Below are 17,302 nucleotides of genomic sequence, written 5' to 3'. Positions count from 1 at the left end.
CATTCTAAGGACGATGTTAATCGCGGTACCACCTTAGTTCTAACCCATTGGATTAGCCCTTCATTGTACTGTTAAGGCCAGTGTACCATTGCTCCCAAGTAGCTTCATTCAAACCGTGATCACTTTCACCTAACTGATCTCTCTATCTTTTGGTCTTCATTACTTGTCTTGTTCTTCGCTCTATTGCTATTTTATCATAAAATCATACTTTTACAAGTATAATCCATCGTTTATGGACGTTGATTCGGGTTGTTTTCGTAATACGACAATTGTTCTATGATATCTTCGGTTTTGCCGTCAATGTACCATTCGATGTTGCGTAAATCAAAAGCAGGGCCCCATAAAGCATTTGGTTGGTCATTCTCATACAATGTCTTTACCGAAAGGTATGCATATAAAAAGTTTTCCTGATTGAAATAATCACCTTCGACCAATGCTTTCAAATAGGATTCATATCGTAATTGATATTCAGGTATAGATAATAATTTATCTGTGAGTGGATGGGTGATTTCCCGACCATAAAGTACCGTGTTTAGGTTACCCCAAGCATAAATATCCATCCCGATGGAATAATTCGTGAACACTGGGGCACCATCCCAACCTTGACCCAAACCGTGGTCGTAGTCATAAGGGATCATGGTCCATTTACCAGTGACATCATTTTTGTATAAATAATAATTGTTACCCATCGCGCGGTAATCATCTGGATTGCCCAGCATGACACCTACAGCAAGGAGTCTTAACAAACGATCGACATCGAAGTTCGCTTCGATGTAGGTCTTGAAGTAGTTACTGTCTAAGGTATTGATCATTTGAATAAAGGTGACAATATCAGACGTATCAAACGCTTTTTTATTGGTCTTTAAATCGTAGGTTGGGAAGTAATGATTGTCTTCATCTTTGATACCAATCGCCCTTGGGTCATAGCCCAATTCAAGGCTAGCTGGTCCAAATTGTTGCCACAAGACTTTATAGAGATTGCCTTGGTCTTGATTCGGAAAACGTTTGGTCAAAAACGATTGATCGATAGACTCAATGATATTATAAATCCCTAAAAAGTGCGTTGTATTGCCCAGTTTTAGGTACATTTTCGCATGTGTTATTCGCGGTGCAAACACATCAAACGCGTTGAATAAATCGTAAGAAAACTTTTCGCTAATGTACGTCGAATCATAGTTCCGATTGAATTTAAAGTTGAGTTCTGTCATATCAAAGACACGGCGGTCTTTGATGGCTTTTTCTTCGACAGAGTCTTTTTCAGTATAGAGTGGTTTATCAAAATAGACTTTATAGGATACTGGTCTTAAATTCCCGTCGTTATCGATCATTCGGGTTCTAGAGGTATTCCCTCTGGTACGCCAAGCGACATTTTCGACTTCAAGTTCACCAAGTTCATCGCGATAGATTAAATTACCTTGAACCACCGCATCGGTTTTTAAATCACCAAATTGATTTCGATACTCAACCATATATTGGTCTAATTTATAGAATTCAGTACTGGTCACTTCTAAGGTAAAGGATTTTTCGTTGTTATCATCAAAGAGTCGTTCATAATCGGCATTTACTTCAGGTTCAGGTGTGGGTTCAGGGTTTGGATTGATGGGCGTTTCACAAGCTGTTAAAGCCATTAAACTTAATAAGATAAAGCCTAAAAATAGTTTTTTCATTTGGTTCTCTTAAACAGTTTCTTAGATACCCACATCATCCCTAAGCTTGCCCAAATACCGATGATGAAGTAACGTATGAAATCAAACACCAAATCCATGAAGGTTGGATTGATATCAACAGATGCGCTGTACGGAAATACCAGTTTTAAACCTTCTTTAAGGGCCAACGCAATCGCTAGACCCATGATGACTTTCGTGATTTGGATAAAAATGGGTGCAGCAACTTTGTATTTGACATATTTTTTTTCAATGAAATAACCAACGGCTAAACCAATATAAGCACCGCCGGCGACAAATAAAGGTTCTTGATGAAAGAAAGCCATCAGTATGATCAAGACTGGTACTGGATAAAGTGCTCTAATATGTTCACGGTCAAAATTACCGACCCCAAGTAAAAACATGAATGTCGAGCCTAGAATCAAGCCTAAAACCAAGCCTACCAGCACATCTTCTAAGTAGTGCTGACCTAAGTACATGCGTGAAAGTGGGACTAAGATGATCATCGCGATCATCAATCCACGTACCCATTTAGCATAGTAGTATTCATTCCATAAGTTGATCGCCAATGAGCCTGCAGCTTGTGCATGGCCACTTGGCATCGATGAACCATCGGTTTCTTGAAGGATTGCTCTTGCACCTTCTTGATAAGGTCTAGGTTTATTCGTTAGGGCTTTTAATCCCCCGTTGATGAAGGCAGAACCCAAATAAGCGACCATCAATTTGAAAGCGAATTTTTTATCCACAGTCCAATACAAAATAGCCCCTAAGAGGATGAAAAAGTATTGGTCACCAAATTCGGTGATGATGCGCATAACCCAGTCCAATACTGGGTTTGAAAATGATTGTAAAAAGTCTATGATTTGCATTTACTTACCTCGAGATAAAGCTTGTTCAATCTTCTCTTTGATTGATAAGCGCTTTTGGGCTTCTTTATTGGATATTCTACGTTCTTTACGTAACGTTTTGACACGTTCATAGGTTTCTTTTGGAGCTTCAATATAAGTGAATTTATCCACTTTGACAAAATTTTCATTCAACCCTAAAACACCACGTTTTAAGATGTTGGTCTCGCGCAATTTTTGCACGATTTCAGTCGCGACCAAATACCCATAGTTACGTCGTTCTTCAATCGATTCATCGGTGAATCTAATGATGTCATACGCATCGATGAGTGGTAACGCACTGAAGACATTGAAGTCTGTTAGATTGATGAATAAAATTTTATGATTAGCGTAAGCATTGTAGTTAAAACCGTGGTCTAATGGCACGCTTAAGATGACATTACATCCTTGTTCGATGAGGATGTCTAATGGGTTGTTATCCACCAGTCCGCCATCGACATAGGCTTGGTCATCGATATACGTTGTACCAAAAAACAATGGAATGGATGCTGAGGCGATAACCGCGTCAAACGGGTTTTCCATCTTATTTATGTGGAAGACTGTCTTTTCATGGTTGCCAGTGCGAATTTGGGAAGCAATCTTCTTGGTGTCAATGATTTTAGACGCCACAACAAATGTATCTATTTTTGAGTTTTTGACTTTTTTAATGTCGATATACTTGTCAAAAATCTCGCGTAATACTTCTAAACTGTATAGACCTTCTTTGTCTTGGTTGATTCTAAATAATTTTTGTTTGATTGGATTTTTGGCCTGTGCCAAATTCCAAATCTCACTCATTTTATTAGAATCATTTAAAGACATGAGTAAAAGCGCATTGATCGCACCGATTGAGGTGCCAGCGATGCAATCGATTTTGTCGATTAAATTGGCTTCTTGTAAGGCGCGGATGACACCGAGTTGATAACCACCCTTGGCACCGCCACCGCCCAACATTAATCCAACTTTAACTTTCACGTCGGAAAGCCTCCTTTAATGTTTTTCTCATATGCTGTTTCGCATCTTCTTCTTTTAAGGATTCGCGTTTATCGAATAGTTTCTTACCTTTCGCAATCGCGATTTCTACCTTGACCAAGCCTTCAACAAAATAGACTTTTAAAGGGATCACTGTATAGCCATCTTCTTTGATCTTCGCTTCAATTTTTATAATCTCTTTTTTGTGCATGAGGAGTTTTCTGGTTCTGGTTTCCTCATGGTTAAACAAGTTTCCGTTGGTATAGGGGGAAACGTGCATATTGATGATGAATATTTCTCCATGCTTGATTTGAACATACGCATCATTGACAGAAACTTTGCCTTCACGGATGGATTTGACTTCGGTTCCTTTCAGGTTGATCCCTGCTTCATACGATTGTTCGATGAAATAATCATGCCTTGCCTTTTTGTTTTGGGTGACGATGGAATTCTTTTGTGTCATTTTTCTTTTCCTCAAATACGGTAAACGTCAACTGTCTTAAGACAATGTCACAATCGATCAGTTTAACGCGGATGGGTTTGCCAATCGCGAACTCTTGTTTGTTGTTTTTGCCTTTTAGGGTGAGACGAATATCATCAAAATAATAGTAGTCCTTCATTAAGCGGATGGGTGCTAAACCTTCAATGCCGTTTTCTAGACGGACGAAAATCCCCGCTTTGGTGATGTTCGATATGATGGCATCAAAGACTTGGTTCTTCTTATTTGCCATAAATTGTGTGGTCTTTAACTTATCGGTTTCGCGTTCGAGTTCATCGGCTTTGCGTTCCATGACCGAGCACTTTTCTGCAATCGTTTCGATGACCGATTCATAGTATTTATAATTGGCCTCAAATTGATCGGTTTCAATCAAAAACGCACGAATGAGTCTGTGTAATAACAAATCCGGATAACGTCTGATGGGTGAGGTGAAGTGTGAATAGAACTTCGAAGCCAACCCATAGTGACCGATGTTTTTACCACTGTATTCCGCTTTTTGCATCGCTCTTAAAAACATCGTGTGAAAGACGATTTCAAGCGGATGACCTTCAAGTTTATCAATGATATTTTGAAGGGTTCTTGGGGTAATGTGGTGCAGTTTTGGGATTTTGATGCCCATCTCTTTGACCATATTCATCACATTGATCAATTTTTCTTCAGTTGGTTTGTCATGGACACGGTAGATACATGGTAGTTCCATCGATGATAAATGCATCGATACGGTTTCATTGGCTAGAACCATGAAGGATTCAATCAATTTTTGACCCCTACCGGTCACATACGGATGAATATCAATAATATTACCTAAATCATCTGTTTCATATTTAAATTCAAGGGATTTAAATTCTAAAGCCCCGCGTTCACGTCGTTTTTCTTCTAAAATAGACGACAATTCGGCCATTTGAATGATCATCAGTTCGATTTGTGGTGTATAAAGTGAAGTTTCACCATCGAGGAACAAGTTGACTTCATCGTAATTGAGTCGTTTATCTACTGAAATCCAGGTTTGTTCAATCTTATGGTCAATCACGTTCGCATCTAAGTCAAGCGTCATGGTGACAGATAAACATTTCTTTCGAGTCCCTGCATTTAAACTACATAAATCATTGGATAGTTTGCGTGGTAACATCGGTATCACGCGGTCAGCCAAATAAACTGAAGTGGTTCGATCTAAAGCGTCTTTGTCCAAAAACGAATTCGGTTGAACATAGGCAGAGACATCTGCGATATGCACCGATAAAACATAGTGATTATCGACTTTTTTCAAGGCGACTGCGTCATCTAAATCTTTCGCATCGGTACCATCAATGGTCACGATGAGTTCATCTTTAACTTCTCTTCTTTGGGCGATGTCCACGGATTCAATGGTTTCCGCCTCATTCAAAGCTTCCTTAGAAAACTCATAAGGCCAGTTGGCTTGATAGACCAATTCAAGGATATCCATACCTGGGTCGGTTTCAAACCCTAAGGTCTTCTTAATCGTTCCAAATACCGTTTTACCTTCGTATTTTTCCAAACCAATCAGTAAAACTTCACCACCTAAAAAAGGTTGTTTGGATTCCACTTGAATCGTCAATCTGAGTGGTTTAATTGGTAAAAACACATATTGTGTGTTCATTTTTTTTACATGGACGACGAGTTCTGTGGTGTTGTGTTCTAAGACATCAACCACCTTGTTTCTAGCACCTACATGGACCAAAACCAAATCGCCATCAAGCGCGAAACCCATGTCTTCTTCGTATATATATAAATCATCTTCCGGTTGAAGTAAAAAACCAAAACCTTGATTTTTGATATCTAATAAGCCAATGGCATAACTCGATTTTAACGTATATAGTGTATCTTTTTTGGTTACCCTCTTTTGATTCAACAATTCATCGAGTTTTCCCGATAAAGTGATGGCATCTAGATGGGTGATTTCTTGGAGCGACTCAAATGTATGCGTAGCGCCATCTTTAAACAGTGTGATTAGTTTCATGGGTTCACCAACTTCTTAAATATTATACCATAAGGTATAGAACATACATTCACAAATCCGAAAAATGCGTGTAAATATAAGTAACTAATAAAATTTCAAAAAAATAAAAAAATGAAATGACTTTTATTTAAGTAAGTGATAAAATCATTCTAATAAAGAAGGTGTTTTATATGAAAAAAGCATTCTTATTATTCCAAATAATGTTCATATTTTTATTGGCTGGTTGTCAAAAAGAGGTAACCTATACTTTAATCTCGAATTCATATGATGAAGAACCACTATATGAAGTTGTAGATGATGATATTTATACCCTAATGTTGGCTGAACAAAACAACCAAACGATTTTATTGGCATTAAAACTTAATGGTGAAATATTTGAAGTTTATCGAACTTATGCACTACCAAATTATGAAAATGAGATTAAAATTTTGCATTTTTACATGGATCCGGATCAAAATCCCCAGGTGTACTTGCGCGTTGATGGTGAAATAAGTCAATATAGCGCAACCAAGCGGGTGAGCATCACTGGACATTATTATGCTATGGACCTTTACAATGGTTTCGTTGATGGTTTCAATGTCTCTGTCCAGGATGCCTGTTTTGGTACAGGCAATCCATGCCCATTCAATTCAAGTAGAACCGGATTTAAAGAAGGACCTTATGTCGATTATGACATTATGGATATACATGCAACAACACCTCAAAAACAAACAAAAATTCGCCCAGATCTATATCAGTGGTACACCATTCATAGTGAGGATACCATATATCGTGTCACCGCCAGACATGCACAAATGTTATATCAAATCATCATTCATTTTGAAAACGGTATGGTGGTTTATACAGCCACTCAAATCGATGATGACGTTGTTTTTGCAAAAGAAATCAATGACACAAAAACCATCTTATCTTTACACAGGGATGAGACATACCAATATATTTATTGGGATTTAACGAAATCACCCAAATTTGATCTTGAAGGTGCATTCATCAAACATCATCCAAAACATCCTTACTACGTTATAGAAACTTCATCTCATTTTTATATTTTTAACGAAATGTTGATAACAAATCGTGTCGAAAAAAATTCTAATCACGTCGTATTAAGTGTTTATGTTCATGAAGATTCATTTGGTTATTATTATATAGAAGACAATCTCATCAAAAAATATTCACAAAACACCTAAAAAAAATGCTCAGCTTTCGCTGGGCATTTTTTTTAAACTATTTCTTTAAGTTGTAGAAAGACTTGATGCCATGGAATTGTGCGGTTTCACCTAATTCATCTTCGATACGAAGCAATTGGTTGTACTTAGCAATTCTGTCTGTACGGGATGCAGAACCAGTCTTAATTTGACCAGCGTTTACTGCAACCACGATGTCAGCGATGGTGGTGTCTTCTGTTTCACCAGAACGGTGAGAAACAACAGCGGTATAACCAGCTCTCTTAGCCATTTCCATAGCGTCGAAAGTTTCGGTTAATGTACCGATTTGGTTGACTTTAATCAAGATGGAGTTAGCGATACCTTTTTCGATACCCATAGCCAATCTTTCAGTGTTTGTAACGAATAAATCATCACCAACCAATTGAATCTTGTTGCCTAAAGCTTCGGTTAATAACTTCCAACCATGCCAGTCGTTTTGGTCGAAACCGTCTTCGATGGTGATGATTGGGTATTTGTTTGCTAAACCAACATAGAATTGAACCAATTCTTCTGAGCTGAATGCTTTGCCGCCTTCACCTTCAAGTACATACTTCTTGGTTTCTGCGTTGTAGAATTCAGATGCTGCAACGTCCATACCTAAGAAAATGTCTTTACCAGCTTCGAAACCAGCTTTTTTAATCGCTTCAAGAATTACTTGGATGGCTTCTTCGTTAGAACCTAGGTTTGGTGCGAATCCACCTTCGTCACCAACTGCTGTATTATAGCCCTTGGATTTTAATACGCTCTTAAGGTTATGGAATACTTCAGCACCCCATTGGATGGCTTGTTTGAATGATTTTGCACCTACTGGTAGAATCATGAATTCTTGGAAGTCGATGTTGTTGTCTGCATGCGCACCACCATTGATGATGTTCATCATTGGGACTGGTAATTGTTTCGCATTGAATCCACCTAAGTAGTTATAAAGTGACACACCTAGGAAGTCTGCAGCTGCTCTTGCTACAGCCATGGAAACGCCTAAAATTGCGTTTGCACCTAATTTAGATTTGTTAGGGGTACCGTCAAGTTCAATCATCAATCTGTCGATTGCTACTTGGTCAGTAACCGCGTAACCAATGATTTCTGGAGCGATGATGTCATTGACGTTTTCAACGGCCTTTAACACACCTTTTCCTAAAAATCTCTTTTTGTCGCCGTCTCTTAATTCAACAGCTTCGTATTCACCTGTGGAAGCTCCGGATGGCACTAAAGCTCTACCGAATGCACCACTTTCTGTGTAAACTTCTACTTCAACTGTAGGGTTTCCACGTGAGTCAAGTACTTCTCTTGCATACACATCTGAAATAAATGGCATAATTTTTTCTCCTTTATATATAGTATCTCAATATTCCGTAAGTATTATACCCTAAGGGGTAGTTAAAATAAAGTGTGAACCCAATAAAAGCGGTTTCGAATCAGCGTTTCATCCTTTGATAGATTAAGTAGCTGAAATAAATGGTAAATAGGAGTTGTAACAGATTATTAATGATGACTTCAAAATCCAATATCCAAAACCATAAAAATTGAAAGTAGAGCAGTGGATTCAGTACCAGTACTGCTGACCAAAAATCACTAAATAGGTTTAATGCATTGCCAGAAATAATTTGTTCAAACAATAAGTACGATGTTAATCCCATAATATACTCGCTAAACAATAGGAAGAACACAGCGAGAATGGAATACCAGATATGATATTGACTAAAACTGCGATACAACCGATCTGCCAAAAAATAAAATAAAATTAGGAATGCTATAATAGCGAAAATAGGGTTAAAAAAATTCGCTAAAATGAATTCAAAAGCGCCAATAAATCCACCAAAGACAATGCTTGCAAGAAATCCTTCAAACAAAAATCGTCTCATATCGGATTTAAGAAATGGCTGTTTCAATTCATATAATAAGTGCTTCATAGCTCACCTCTTTTCGACTTCTATTATAACTCAACTTTCTCCAATGTCGATTTAATTGGCAAAAATAACATACTTGTGATGAATCCTTTGGCAAGATTCAACAACGTATAATTTACCACGATATATGTAACATATAGGTTCCAACTCGATAAATCTGCACCGAATATATTTGCCATACCCGGATCATTTAACAACGTGAATGCTGTAAAATGGAATGTTTCAAACTCGAAGAATTGGAACACCGCATCATAAGTACTTAAATAGATTGGTGTTAACACGAAAATATTTAAGGTAATCATAACCACGGTTAGAGAGAATGTTAAACCACCGATGATGACTAAAATCTCTAAAGATGAAACAGCTTGTGGTTCAACAACTGCTTCAGAAATCAACGGTTTACGGTAGGTTTTAATGGCTTTGGACAACCCATAATAGGTTAACAACAATACCGTACTCGCAACCATTGCGATGGCTTCGCCAACCAATTCGGTTGGCATAAATAATTGGCCTTGGAACGCTTGTCTGAATAATCCTCTAAGGATGACCAATCCAAATGCGCCTTTGTACCCAATCACGACTGCCGCGACTAAAATCGCGATTTCGCTTACATCCAGTTTAAGCCACGGTAAACCGAGTGGAATCTCGATTAAACCGAAAACGACTGAAATGGCTGCAAGCGAAGCAATAAAAATGAGTTTTTTTAATCTGTAATTTGTTCTCATATTATCCTCCTATGAACAAAAATGCCGCCACTCCAGGGTGACGGCAAAAAACAGGCTAAAAAACCTCTTTCTTCTCCCATCCAGACTATACTGTCGGTACTGGAATTGCACCAGTTCAACCCAAAGGTTCGCGGACTTTACCGCCGATCAAGGAATTTCACCTTGCCCCGAAGTATTAACTCAGCTACATTATAGAAAATTTATAATCATTAGTCAATTACAATTCACTTGTAAGCGTTTCAATCATGATTTTGATGTCTTCAAATTCGGTTTTGATTTCGTTCAAATAACTATAATCAATCGGTTTAAACATCTTTAAATCAAAGGTGTCTACCCCGTTTTTAATCGCGACATATAATTTATTGCCAATAAAACCAAACTGAATTCCTTTATATCGATTCTTTAAAGACATCACATGTTCCATAAACCTTGGTTTGATTAAACGAAAGGTTTGTAATGCATCTTGTCCAAACACATCGAAGGCTTGGTTAAACGCGACATATTCCATTTCCATCTTTTCAAATCCGGTAAATCGAGTAAACATCCCTTGGTTGGCAACAATATAAACCGGCGTTGATAGTATTTTATCAAATTCAATTTCATAAAAACGACCTCTGAATACAGTGACCACTGTCGTAGACTTACCATTACTTCTAACATCTTGTAGATGTAAATCAGCACATCTAAAACGTCTGTTGAATAGTGTACCTTCAATCATGTCTTCACTCGCAAATCGGTCTTCTTTATTTAAAACCAAGGTATCATAGACTTCTTCTTTGGAAAATCCCTTTTGTGGATTGAATTCTGTGGTTGGATAGAGCTCTTCGATGCTTTTTTTGACATATTCATATTTAAACTGTGTCGAGAGTTTTTTAAATGCTGTACTCATAGCAACCGAAAGAATGCCACCACCGATAAACAACATAAAACCAATGACTGGTTGGGCGGTAAATAAGATGAATCCGAAAGCAACCAAAACAAAACCCAATACAGTTAGGCTTTCATAGAGGCTTTTCTTGGTTTCATATCCGTGTGCGTTCATATAATCATCCCCCTATTTCACTGAAGTCGATAAATCAATTAATGTTTGAATCTCCTGTTCGATGGTTTCTAAAAAGTGTTTGTCAATTTTTCGGTGAATATAGAATTCAAAGCTATTGCGACCTTCCATCGCTACCACCATGGTTTTATTGAAAAATGCGAAAGCCACAGATCCATATTTTTGTCGTAATTTTAAGATGCTTTCCATTGCTTTTGGTTTAAGTAATTTAAATGCAGCCTCGGTATCAGAAGCATACACATCGACTTCATTGTTAAAGTCAATGTATTCAAAATCTACCCTTGGTAAGCCCAATTTAATACCAAACTTTTCTGCCCCGTTGTTCACGATATAAACTGGTTTATTGATAATAAATGGTAACTCTATCTCATAATATTTTCCACTAAAACGGGTGATGATTTGACGACCGTTACGGCCCAAACGTTCAAATTGAATCTTCACATCAGCGGTTCTAAACCGGGTAGTTCCGATCTTGCCTTGAAGCATGTCTTCACTTTTGAAAATATCGCCACGTTCAATCAACTTAGACCCATAAACATCGATGGGCAAAAAGCCTTTATTCATATCAAATCGAACATTTGGATAACGGGATTCAATCGCTTGTTTAAGGTGATCTTTTTTAAAGGATAATGCCAATTGGGTATAGCGTTCTTGTAAATTCATGTATACACCAATACAAGCAATGATTAATACAACAATTAGGATAGAAAGCCACCAAATGCCTGCAAAAAAACCCAATGGTGATAAGACAGCGACAATCACCGCGATACGGCGAATGGTTTGGTACTTTATTTGTTTTTGGACAAACTGTTCAATGGTCATAGTTCAACATCCTTTATGATGCAAATTATAACACACTTGAATGATTACATAAATAGTTTATTCCAATTATTTTTATACCTATTCGAAGATTCATATTAGAACGCTTATATCGATGTGTTTTTCACATTTTTCTATCGGTAAACACTTTCAATTTCTATTTTGATGGCCATTGTTATATAATAACATTGGTAAAAATAGAAATGAGGCATATTCATGAGTACAAAAAAATTTGTCGGATTAATTATTTTAGATGGTCAAGGGTTAGCACCTGCGAGTGATTCGAATTCAGTGACACTTGCGAAAAAACCCACATTGGATGGTCTTTTAGCCAACTATCCAAATAGCAAACTTCAAGCTTCTGAGGAAGCCGTTGGCTTACCTGAAGGTCAAATGGGTAACAGTGAAGTTGGTCATTTGAACTTAGGGGCTGGACGTGTTGTTTATCAATCCTTAACACGTGTCAATGTCGCAATCAAAGATGGTTCCTTTTTCCAAAACCAAGCGTTTTTAGACGCGATTGCACATGTGAAAAAATTCAACTCTAAATTACATATTTTCGGATTAGCTGGTGATGGTGGTGTCCACGCATCTTCAAAACACATCATCGCTTTGATGGATCTTGCGAAAACCCATGGATTAGAACAAAAAACCTATTACCATGCGTTCTTAGATGGTAGAGATACCCCTCAAACATCCGGTTTAGGTTATGTCAAAGAATTGATTGAAGCTGGTGCACGTATCGCGACCGTTCATGGCCGTTATTACGCAATGGACCGCGACAACAACTGGGATCGTTTACAAAAATCAGTTGACGCGATGACCCTAGGTAAAGGCGAAGAAAAAGACTGCCCAATTTGTGGTATTGAAGAATCTTACGCGAATGGCGTTACTGATGAATTTGTTGTCCCATTCATCGTCAATAAAAAAGGCTTAATTGAAGACAATGACGCAATCATTTTCGCAAACTTCCGTCCAGATAGAGCGATTCGTATCGCAACCGCTTTTTCTAACCCAAGTGAAGTATCCAAATACTACGCTGAAGGTAAAGCAACCTTTGATGCATCCCATATCCCACACAACTTATTTTTTGTTTCAATGATGCATTATGCATATACTGTGAAAGGTCCAATCGCATTTGAACTCAATGACTTAAAAAATATTTATGGTCAAGTCATCGCGAATGCAGGTCTCAATCAAATCAGAGCCGCAGAAACTGAAAAGTATGCCCATGTCACCTTCTTCTTCGATGGTGGAGCGGATTATGAACTTAAAGGTGCAACCCGTATTTTAGTACCTTCTCCAAAAGTACCAACCTACGATTTAAAACCGGAAATGAGCGCTTATGAACTCACCGATAAAGTCGTTGAAGCGTTATTGACTAACAACTATGACACCATGGTGTTGAACTTCGCAAACCCAGATATGGTTGGTCATACCGGATCGATTGAAGCCACCACAAAAGCGGTTGAAGCGGTCGATGAATGCTTAGGCAAAGTCATGAAAGCCATTGAACAAATCGGTGGTACAGCCATCGTCTTAGCAGACCATGGTAACGCTGAAAAAATGCGCGATGAGTTTGGTAAACCTCATACTGCACATACCACTAACCTAGTCCCGGTGGTTGTTACTAAGAAAGGTTTAAAACTACGTGATGGTGGCGCATTGTGTGATGTCGCACCAACCATGTTAGACTTACTTGGGGTTGAACAACCAGCCGAAATGACTGGAAAATCCTTAATCATTAAATAAAGAGATGGTTCGCCATCTTTTTTGATGCTTTCTATGTGTAAACGCTTTCTTCTTTTCGCCTTAACAATGTTAAATGTAAATGAGCCATGCTATAATGAAGTATGGTAAAGTGAGGATACTATATGTCAAAACTATTAAAACTACGCGAAGCGTTAGTGGCCAATAAACCAAACTATCCACTCAATTATGCAATACCTGAAATGTTTAATTTGTTTGGTCATTCGTCATTATCGATTTTGAATAACGGGGAACACTTGGTGAACCCCTATGATTTTTTGGTGGATCTAATCGACCAAGTCTTATTAAAACACTATGAAAGCCATGAAGTAGCCTCTTTGTCTCAACTCAAAGAAGCGAAGATTGCGAAAAAGCATATGGGTGGTGACTGGATTTTAAAATCCACCGTCTATTCCATGATGATTCGTACGTCCACCACATGGGACCATGACCGTAACGGTTATGTCGATGAAAACAATATTTACCATTTAAAAGAAACCGGTACATTCATCAAGACGTTAGCCCTACTCCCATTACTCGATAAAATGGGTGTCGATGCCATCTACTTATTACCGATTTCCAAATTCTCATTGAAAAACAAAAAAGGTGAATTGGGTTCACCTTATGGTGTATCAAACTTCTTTGAATTAGACCCTAGTTTAGCCGACCCTATGGTTGGTGAAGCCTTATCACTCGATGACCAATTCCAAGCCTTGGTTGAAGCCGCTCATACATTGGGTATGCGTGTGATGATTGATATCATTCCAAGAACCAACGCCACCGAAAGTGACCTCATTATTGATCATCCAGATTGGTTCTACTGGATTAAATCCTCGGATTTAGCGGTATATAACCCACCATATGTGGATGAAATCAATGATCGAACTGTATCACCTACCATGAAATATATGCCGACGGTGTATAAGAGTAAGAAAGTCTTAGAACACATCCGTCGTTTCCAATTTGATCCAAAGACTCAAAACAAGGAACTTTGGGCTAAACTCAAGAAAGAATACGCAAGAAAAGGTGGTTCTATCCTTGAATTGGTAGACAAACACTTTGGATTGACCATCGCCCCAGCGTTCTCTGATCATATCAATGATATTCAACCACCTTGGACCGATGTGACGTTCTTTAGAATGTATCTTGACCATCCAATTGAAACCTCTAAATTCTTAGAAGATAAGAATGTCGCGCCTTACATTTTGTTTGATACCATCAAATCCAATTTATACCCTGGACATAAGCCCAACAAAGAGTTGTGGGATACCTTAGCCAACATCATCCCTCACTATCAAAAAACCTATGGTATTGATGGTGCGAGAATCGATATGGGACATGCATTACCTAAGGAATTGGTCAACCAAATCATTAAAACCGCGCGTGAAGTGGATCCTGATTTCGCATTTATTGCTGAAGAACTCAATGTCGACAACGCGAAGTTTGCGAGAGGTTTGGGTTACAACATGATCATCGGTAATGGTTTCTCGATGCAACCTCATATTTGGGAAGGTAAACTCCATCACTTCTATTATAAGAGTGTGGATTTAGATTGTGCCGTATTTGCCTGTGGTGAAACCCACGATACCCCTAGATTAGCCGCACGTGATGGGGGACAAAACCTATCCAAGTTCTTAACTGTCATGAATATGTTTATGCCAAATGGTGTACCATTCATCAACTCTGGTCAAGAAGTTTATGAACGTCAACCGATGAATACAGGGATTGACCCACGACCGAACGAACTCTATATGTTACCAGCTGATGACCCATTCTACATGAAGTTAGCGTTGTTCGATAAGTTTGCGTTACATTATTTAAATCACATGCATAACGACATTCCAGATAATCTTGCAAGAGTTAAACCGATTCGTAAGAAATACATCAATGTCATCACCGATAAGAAAAACTACATCCCGATCAGCTTCCTAGAAGGGTATAATCCAGTGGGATTTGCTTACGAAGCGAAAGATGAAGTACTCATCATCGTAGGTAATGCCAATCCATTTGATGCACAACACGTGAAGATTGATTTAAGACCGATTCGCAAGCGTTTCGATTTAAATCAGAATGAAGGTCGTATCTTGTATGCGATGCATGAATCCGGCCCTAGAATGTTCTATGAATTCGATGAAAACCAAAACCCATATTTCTTCATGGGTGCTGGTGAAGTTAAAATCTTGGTATTACAAAAAAACAAATCAAAATAGCCCCTAAAAAGGCTATTTTTTTGTTATTTAGACGCGATTTTAATATTTTTTTAATAATATTCTCAATATCTGTGACCAATCGTTTGATAAAGTGAAAAAGTCGATGTATAATGTATAAAAATTTGTTATCACGTGGGAGGGATAATCTATGGGTTCAAAAGGCATTATTTTAGGGTTGGCAGGTTTCATTAGCTTACTCATCGTTATCACAGGAATCACACTTATGGTTGGCTACAACCGTTTGGTTGATTTAGATGAATCTATCAATGGACGTATGGCACAAATCGATAATAGACTACAAGAAAGAACAGACAAGATTGATCAACTGGTCGACGTCGTCGAAGGATACACAGCGGTTGAACAATCGATTTTCACCATGATTACTGAAGCGCGTACATCCTACGCTGCTGCGAAACTCGCAGGTGATCCGGATGGCATGGCTGAAGCCGACGCTTTACAAGTTGAAGCCATCAACGCTTTATTAGCAATCGTCGAAGACAACCCGGAAATCAAATCGAATCAAGTATATATCAGTTTAATGATTGAAATCAGTTCCATGGAATCCGCATTGAGTACCGCGCGTTTAAGATACAACGAATCGGTTGAAACTTATAACCGTTCGGCCCGTCAATTCCCAAGGGTTTTATTTGTTCAAATGTTTAATTTTGATACCAGCAAAACCTATTGGAAAATCAATGATGGTGCCGGTGAAGTACCAGACATCAATTTTGGTGATTAGGGATGAAACGCCTTTGGAAATGGCTATTCATTTCCGCTTTCAGTCTTCTGCTTGTTTCCTGTAAGCAAAACAAATACCCAGATCCAACGTTTCGTTACTATGTCAATGATTACGCAGAATCACTCATGCAATACACAGAACGGCTGATTACGGCCCAAAATCGTTATCTATATGAAGAATATGGTGACATTCAAATTGTGTACGCAACTTTCTTAGTACAGGATGTGAGTGAGATTGCAGATTATGACCGTGTAGAAATATTTGAACAGTGGGCACCTGGTAATAAAGACACCGACATGGGCCTTTTGGTGCTGATATTCGTCAATGAGTACGTTGATGACGGGATCACTTATCAAGATATCCTTGAAGTTCAAATGGAACCTGGTTATGGTTTAGAAGAATATTTGACCCCGACTGAAATGAATATGATGCGTGAGAATTATTTTTACGCAGATATTCATTATGGCATCATCGATATGAAATTGATGCAATTCCAATATGAGCTACTCAATTTACTGTATGATAAAGTTTATGGTGAAGAACCACTACCTTATGATATGGATGAATTTTATGATGATATGATGGATGCACCTTATGTCCATGAAGATACTGGTTCAACCGACATCTTAGGTTTGATACTCAGTATTCTTTCCATCAATGGCTTGAACATAGGGTCAGGTTGGGGTATCGCACTCATCGTCGTTTTATTGGGATTCGGTGGTGGATTCACAGTCATCAAAATCCGTGGCGGTGGTGGTGGCAGTGGTGGTCGAGGTATATAACAATAAAGAGCTGTCGTTGACAGCCCTTTTTTTAAAAACTAAAGTATTAGAAAAATATGTATTTACATCTTGTTTTAGATGTTATTATATGTTTTTTATTCAAATATTT

The 17,302-nt window shown here is 38.2% G+C and carries 15 protein-coding genes, 1 riboswitch and 1 other annotated feature; of the genes, 5 read left to right on the top strand and 10 right to left on the bottom strand.

Going from position 1 to position 17,302, the window contains the following annotated elements:
- Positions 1-3 precede the first annotated feature (3 nt).
- Positions 4-185 (bottom strand) — a binding site (T-box leader).
- A gap of 45 nt (positions 186-230) precedes the next feature.
- The 5 genes from N7548_RS04100 to rnr are packed head-to-tail and all read right to left on the bottom strand — an operon-like array spanning position 231 to position 5,997.
- Positions 231-1,667 (bottom strand): CotH kinase family protein, encoded by a 1,437-nt coding sequence (locus N7548_RS04100; RefSeq protein WP_263608163.1) that lies wholly within the window; start codon positions 1,665-1,667, stop codon positions 231-233.
- Positions 1,664-2,533 (bottom strand): phosphatase PAP2 family protein, encoded by an 870-nt coding sequence (locus tag N7548_RS04095; RefSeq protein ID WP_263608161.1) that lies wholly within the window; start codon positions 2,531-2,533, stop codon positions 1,664-1,666. The genes N7548_RS04100 and N7548_RS04095 overlap by 4 nt, the downstream gene beginning before the upstream one ends.
- Complete coding sequence (locus N7548_RS04090; protein WP_263608160.1) at positions 2,534-3,523, bottom strand: patatin-like phospholipase family protein; 990 nt, start codon at positions 3,521-3,523, stop codon at positions 2,534-2,536.
- Positions 3,513-3,983 (bottom strand): SsrA-binding protein SmpB, encoded by a 471-nt coding sequence (gene smpB, locus N7548_RS04085; protein WP_263608158.1) that lies wholly within the window; start codon positions 3,981-3,983, stop codon positions 3,513-3,515. The genes N7548_RS04090 and smpB overlap by 11 nt, the downstream gene beginning before the upstream one ends.
- Positions 3,934-5,997 (bottom strand): ribonuclease R, encoded by a 2,064-nt coding sequence (rnr, locus tag N7548_RS04080; RefSeq protein ID WP_263608157.1) that lies wholly within the window; start codon positions 5,995-5,997, stop codon positions 3,934-3,936. Before rnr ends, smpB begins: the two co-directional genes overlap by 50 nt.
- Positions 5,998-6,167: 170 nt before the next feature.
- Here rnr and N7548_RS04075 point away from each other — a divergent pair, with 170 nt between their 5' ends.
- Complete coding sequence (locus N7548_RS04075; RefSeq protein ID WP_263608156.1) at positions 6,168-7,184, top strand: hypothetical protein; 1,017 nt, start codon at positions 6,168-6,170, stop codon at positions 7,182-7,184.
- Between the two features lie 37 nt (positions 7,185-7,221).
- Here N7548_RS04075 and eno read toward each other — a convergent pair whose 3' ends face one another.
- From eno to N7548_RS04050, 5 genes are all read right to left on the bottom strand, one after another.
- Positions 7,222-8,517: a phosphopyruvate hydratase gene (gene eno, locus N7548_RS04070; protein ID WP_263608155.1), complete on the bottom strand. Its 1,296-nt coding sequence runs from the start codon at positions 8,515-8,517 to the stop codon at positions 7,222-7,224.
- A 100-nt stretch (positions 8,518-8,617) separates the two neighbouring features.
- Entirely contained in the window at positions 8,618-9,112 is a 495-nt protein-coding gene (locus N7548_RS04065) for a hypothetical protein (protein ID WP_263608154.1), read from the bottom strand.
- A gap of 23 nt (positions 9,113-9,135) precedes the next feature.
- The gene (locus N7548_RS04060) at positions 9,136-9,834 is read right to left on the bottom strand and encodes an ECF transporter S component (protein WP_263608153.1); all 699 of its coding nucleotides are present in this window, start codon (positions 9,832-9,834) and stop codon (positions 9,136-9,138) included.
- Between the two features lie 64 nt (positions 9,835-9,898).
- Positions 9,899-10,013, bottom strand: a riboswitch (FMN riboswitch).
- A gap of 38 nt (positions 10,014-10,051) precedes the next feature.
- Positions 10,052-10,876 carry a DUF3137 domain-containing protein gene (locus tag N7548_RS04055; RefSeq protein WP_263608152.1) on the bottom strand — a complete coding sequence of 275 codons (825 nt, stop codon included), beginning with the start codon at positions 10,874-10,876 and terminating at the stop codon, positions 10,052-10,054.
- Positions 10,877-10,888: 12 nt separating this feature from the next.
- Positions 10,889-11,716: a DUF3137 domain-containing protein gene (locus tag N7548_RS04050; protein WP_263608151.1), complete on the bottom strand. Its 828-nt coding sequence runs from the start codon at positions 11,714-11,716 to the stop codon at positions 10,889-10,891.
- A gap of 213 nt (positions 11,717-11,929) precedes the next feature.
- Between N7548_RS04050 and gpmI the strand changes: the two genes are divergently transcribed.
- The 4 genes from gpmI to N7548_RS04030 all read left to right on the top strand — a co-directional run bounded on the left by gpmI (position 11,930) and on the right by N7548_RS04030 (position 17,193).
- Positions 11,930-13,465 (top strand): 2,3-bisphosphoglycerate-independent phosphoglycerate mutase, encoded by a 1,536-nt coding sequence (gene gpmI, locus N7548_RS04045; RefSeq protein WP_263608150.1) that lies wholly within the window; start codon positions 11,930-11,932, stop codon positions 13,463-13,465.
- 122 nt (positions 13,466-13,587) lie between these two features.
- Entirely contained in the window at positions 13,588-15,672 is a 2,085-nt protein-coding gene (locus N7548_RS04040) for an alpha-amylase family glycosyl hydrolase (protein ID WP_263608149.1), read from the top strand.
- Between the two features lie 148 nt (positions 15,673-15,820).
- Positions 15,821-16,411 carry a LemA family protein gene (locus N7548_RS04035; protein ID WP_263608148.1) on the top strand — a complete coding sequence of 197 codons (591 nt, stop codon included), beginning with the start codon at positions 15,821-15,823 and terminating at the stop codon, positions 16,409-16,411.
- Positions 16,412-16,413: 2 nt separating this feature from the next.
- Positions 16,414-17,193 (top strand): TPM domain-containing protein, encoded by a 780-nt coding sequence (locus N7548_RS04030; RefSeq protein WP_263608147.1) that lies wholly within the window; start codon positions 16,414-16,416, stop codon positions 17,191-17,193.
- The last annotated feature ends 109 nt before the right edge of the window (positions 17,194-17,302 follow it).

The sequence above is a fragment of the Paracholeplasma manati genome (assembly GCF_025742995.1).
Classification (GTDB): Bacteria; Bacillota_I; Bacilli_A; order Acholeplasmatales; family UBA5453; genus Paracholeplasma; species Paracholeplasma manati.
This window is presented reverse-complemented; position numbering and strand designations above follow the sequence as displayed.

Excerpts from the sequence above, each read along its gene's own strand:
- N7548_RS04100 (WP_263608163.1), bottom strand. The coding sequence starts at position 1,667 with ATGAAAAAACTATTTTTAGGCTTTATCTTATTAAGTTTAATGGCTTTA.
- N7548_RS04095 (WP_263608161.1), bottom strand. The coding sequence starts at position 2,533 with ATGCAAATCATAGACTTTTTACAATCATTTTCAAACCCAGTATTGGAC.
- smpB (WP_263608158.1), bottom strand. The coding sequence starts at position 3,983 with ATGACACAAAAGAATTCCATCGTCACCCAAAACAAAAAGGCAAGGCAT.
- rnr (WP_263608157.1), bottom strand. The coding sequence starts at position 5,997 with ATGAAACTAATCACACTGTTTAAAGATGGCGCTACGCATACATTTGAG.
- N7548_RS04075 (WP_263608156.1), top strand. The coding sequence starts at position 6,168 with ATGAAAAAAGCATTCTTATTATTCCAAATAATGTTCATATTTTTATTG.
- eno (WP_263608155.1), bottom strand. The coding sequence starts at position 8,517 with ATGCCATTTATTTCAGATGTGTATGCAAGAGAAGTACTTGACTCACGT.
- N7548_RS04065 (WP_263608154.1), bottom strand. The coding sequence starts at position 9,112 with ATGAAGCACTTATTATATGAATTGAAACAGCCATTTCTTAAATCCGAT.
- N7548_RS04060 (WP_263608153.1), bottom strand. The coding sequence starts at position 9,834 with ATGAGAACAAATTACAGATTAAAAAAACTCATTTTTATTGCTTCGCTT.
- N7548_RS04055 (WP_263608152.1), bottom strand. The coding sequence starts at position 10,876 with ATGAACGCACACGGATATGAAACCAAGAAAAGCCTCTATGAAAGCCTA.
- N7548_RS04050 (WP_263608151.1), bottom strand. The coding sequence starts at position 11,716 with ATGACCATTGAACAGTTTGTCCAAAAACAAATAAAGTACCAAACCATT.
- gpmI (WP_263608150.1), top strand. The coding sequence starts at position 11,930 with ATGAGTACAAAAAAATTTGTCGGATTAATTATTTTAGATGGTCAAGGG.
- N7548_RS04040 (WP_263608149.1), top strand. The coding sequence starts at position 13,588 with ATGTCAAAACTATTAAAACTACGCGAAGCGTTAGTGGCCAATAAACCA.
- N7548_RS04035 (WP_263608148.1), top strand. The coding sequence starts at position 15,821 with ATGGGTTCAAAAGGCATTATTTTAGGGTTGGCAGGTTTCATTAGCTTA.
- N7548_RS04030 (WP_263608147.1), top strand. The coding sequence starts at position 16,414 with ATGAAACGCCTTTGGAAATGGCTATTCATTTCCGCTTTCAGTCTTCTG.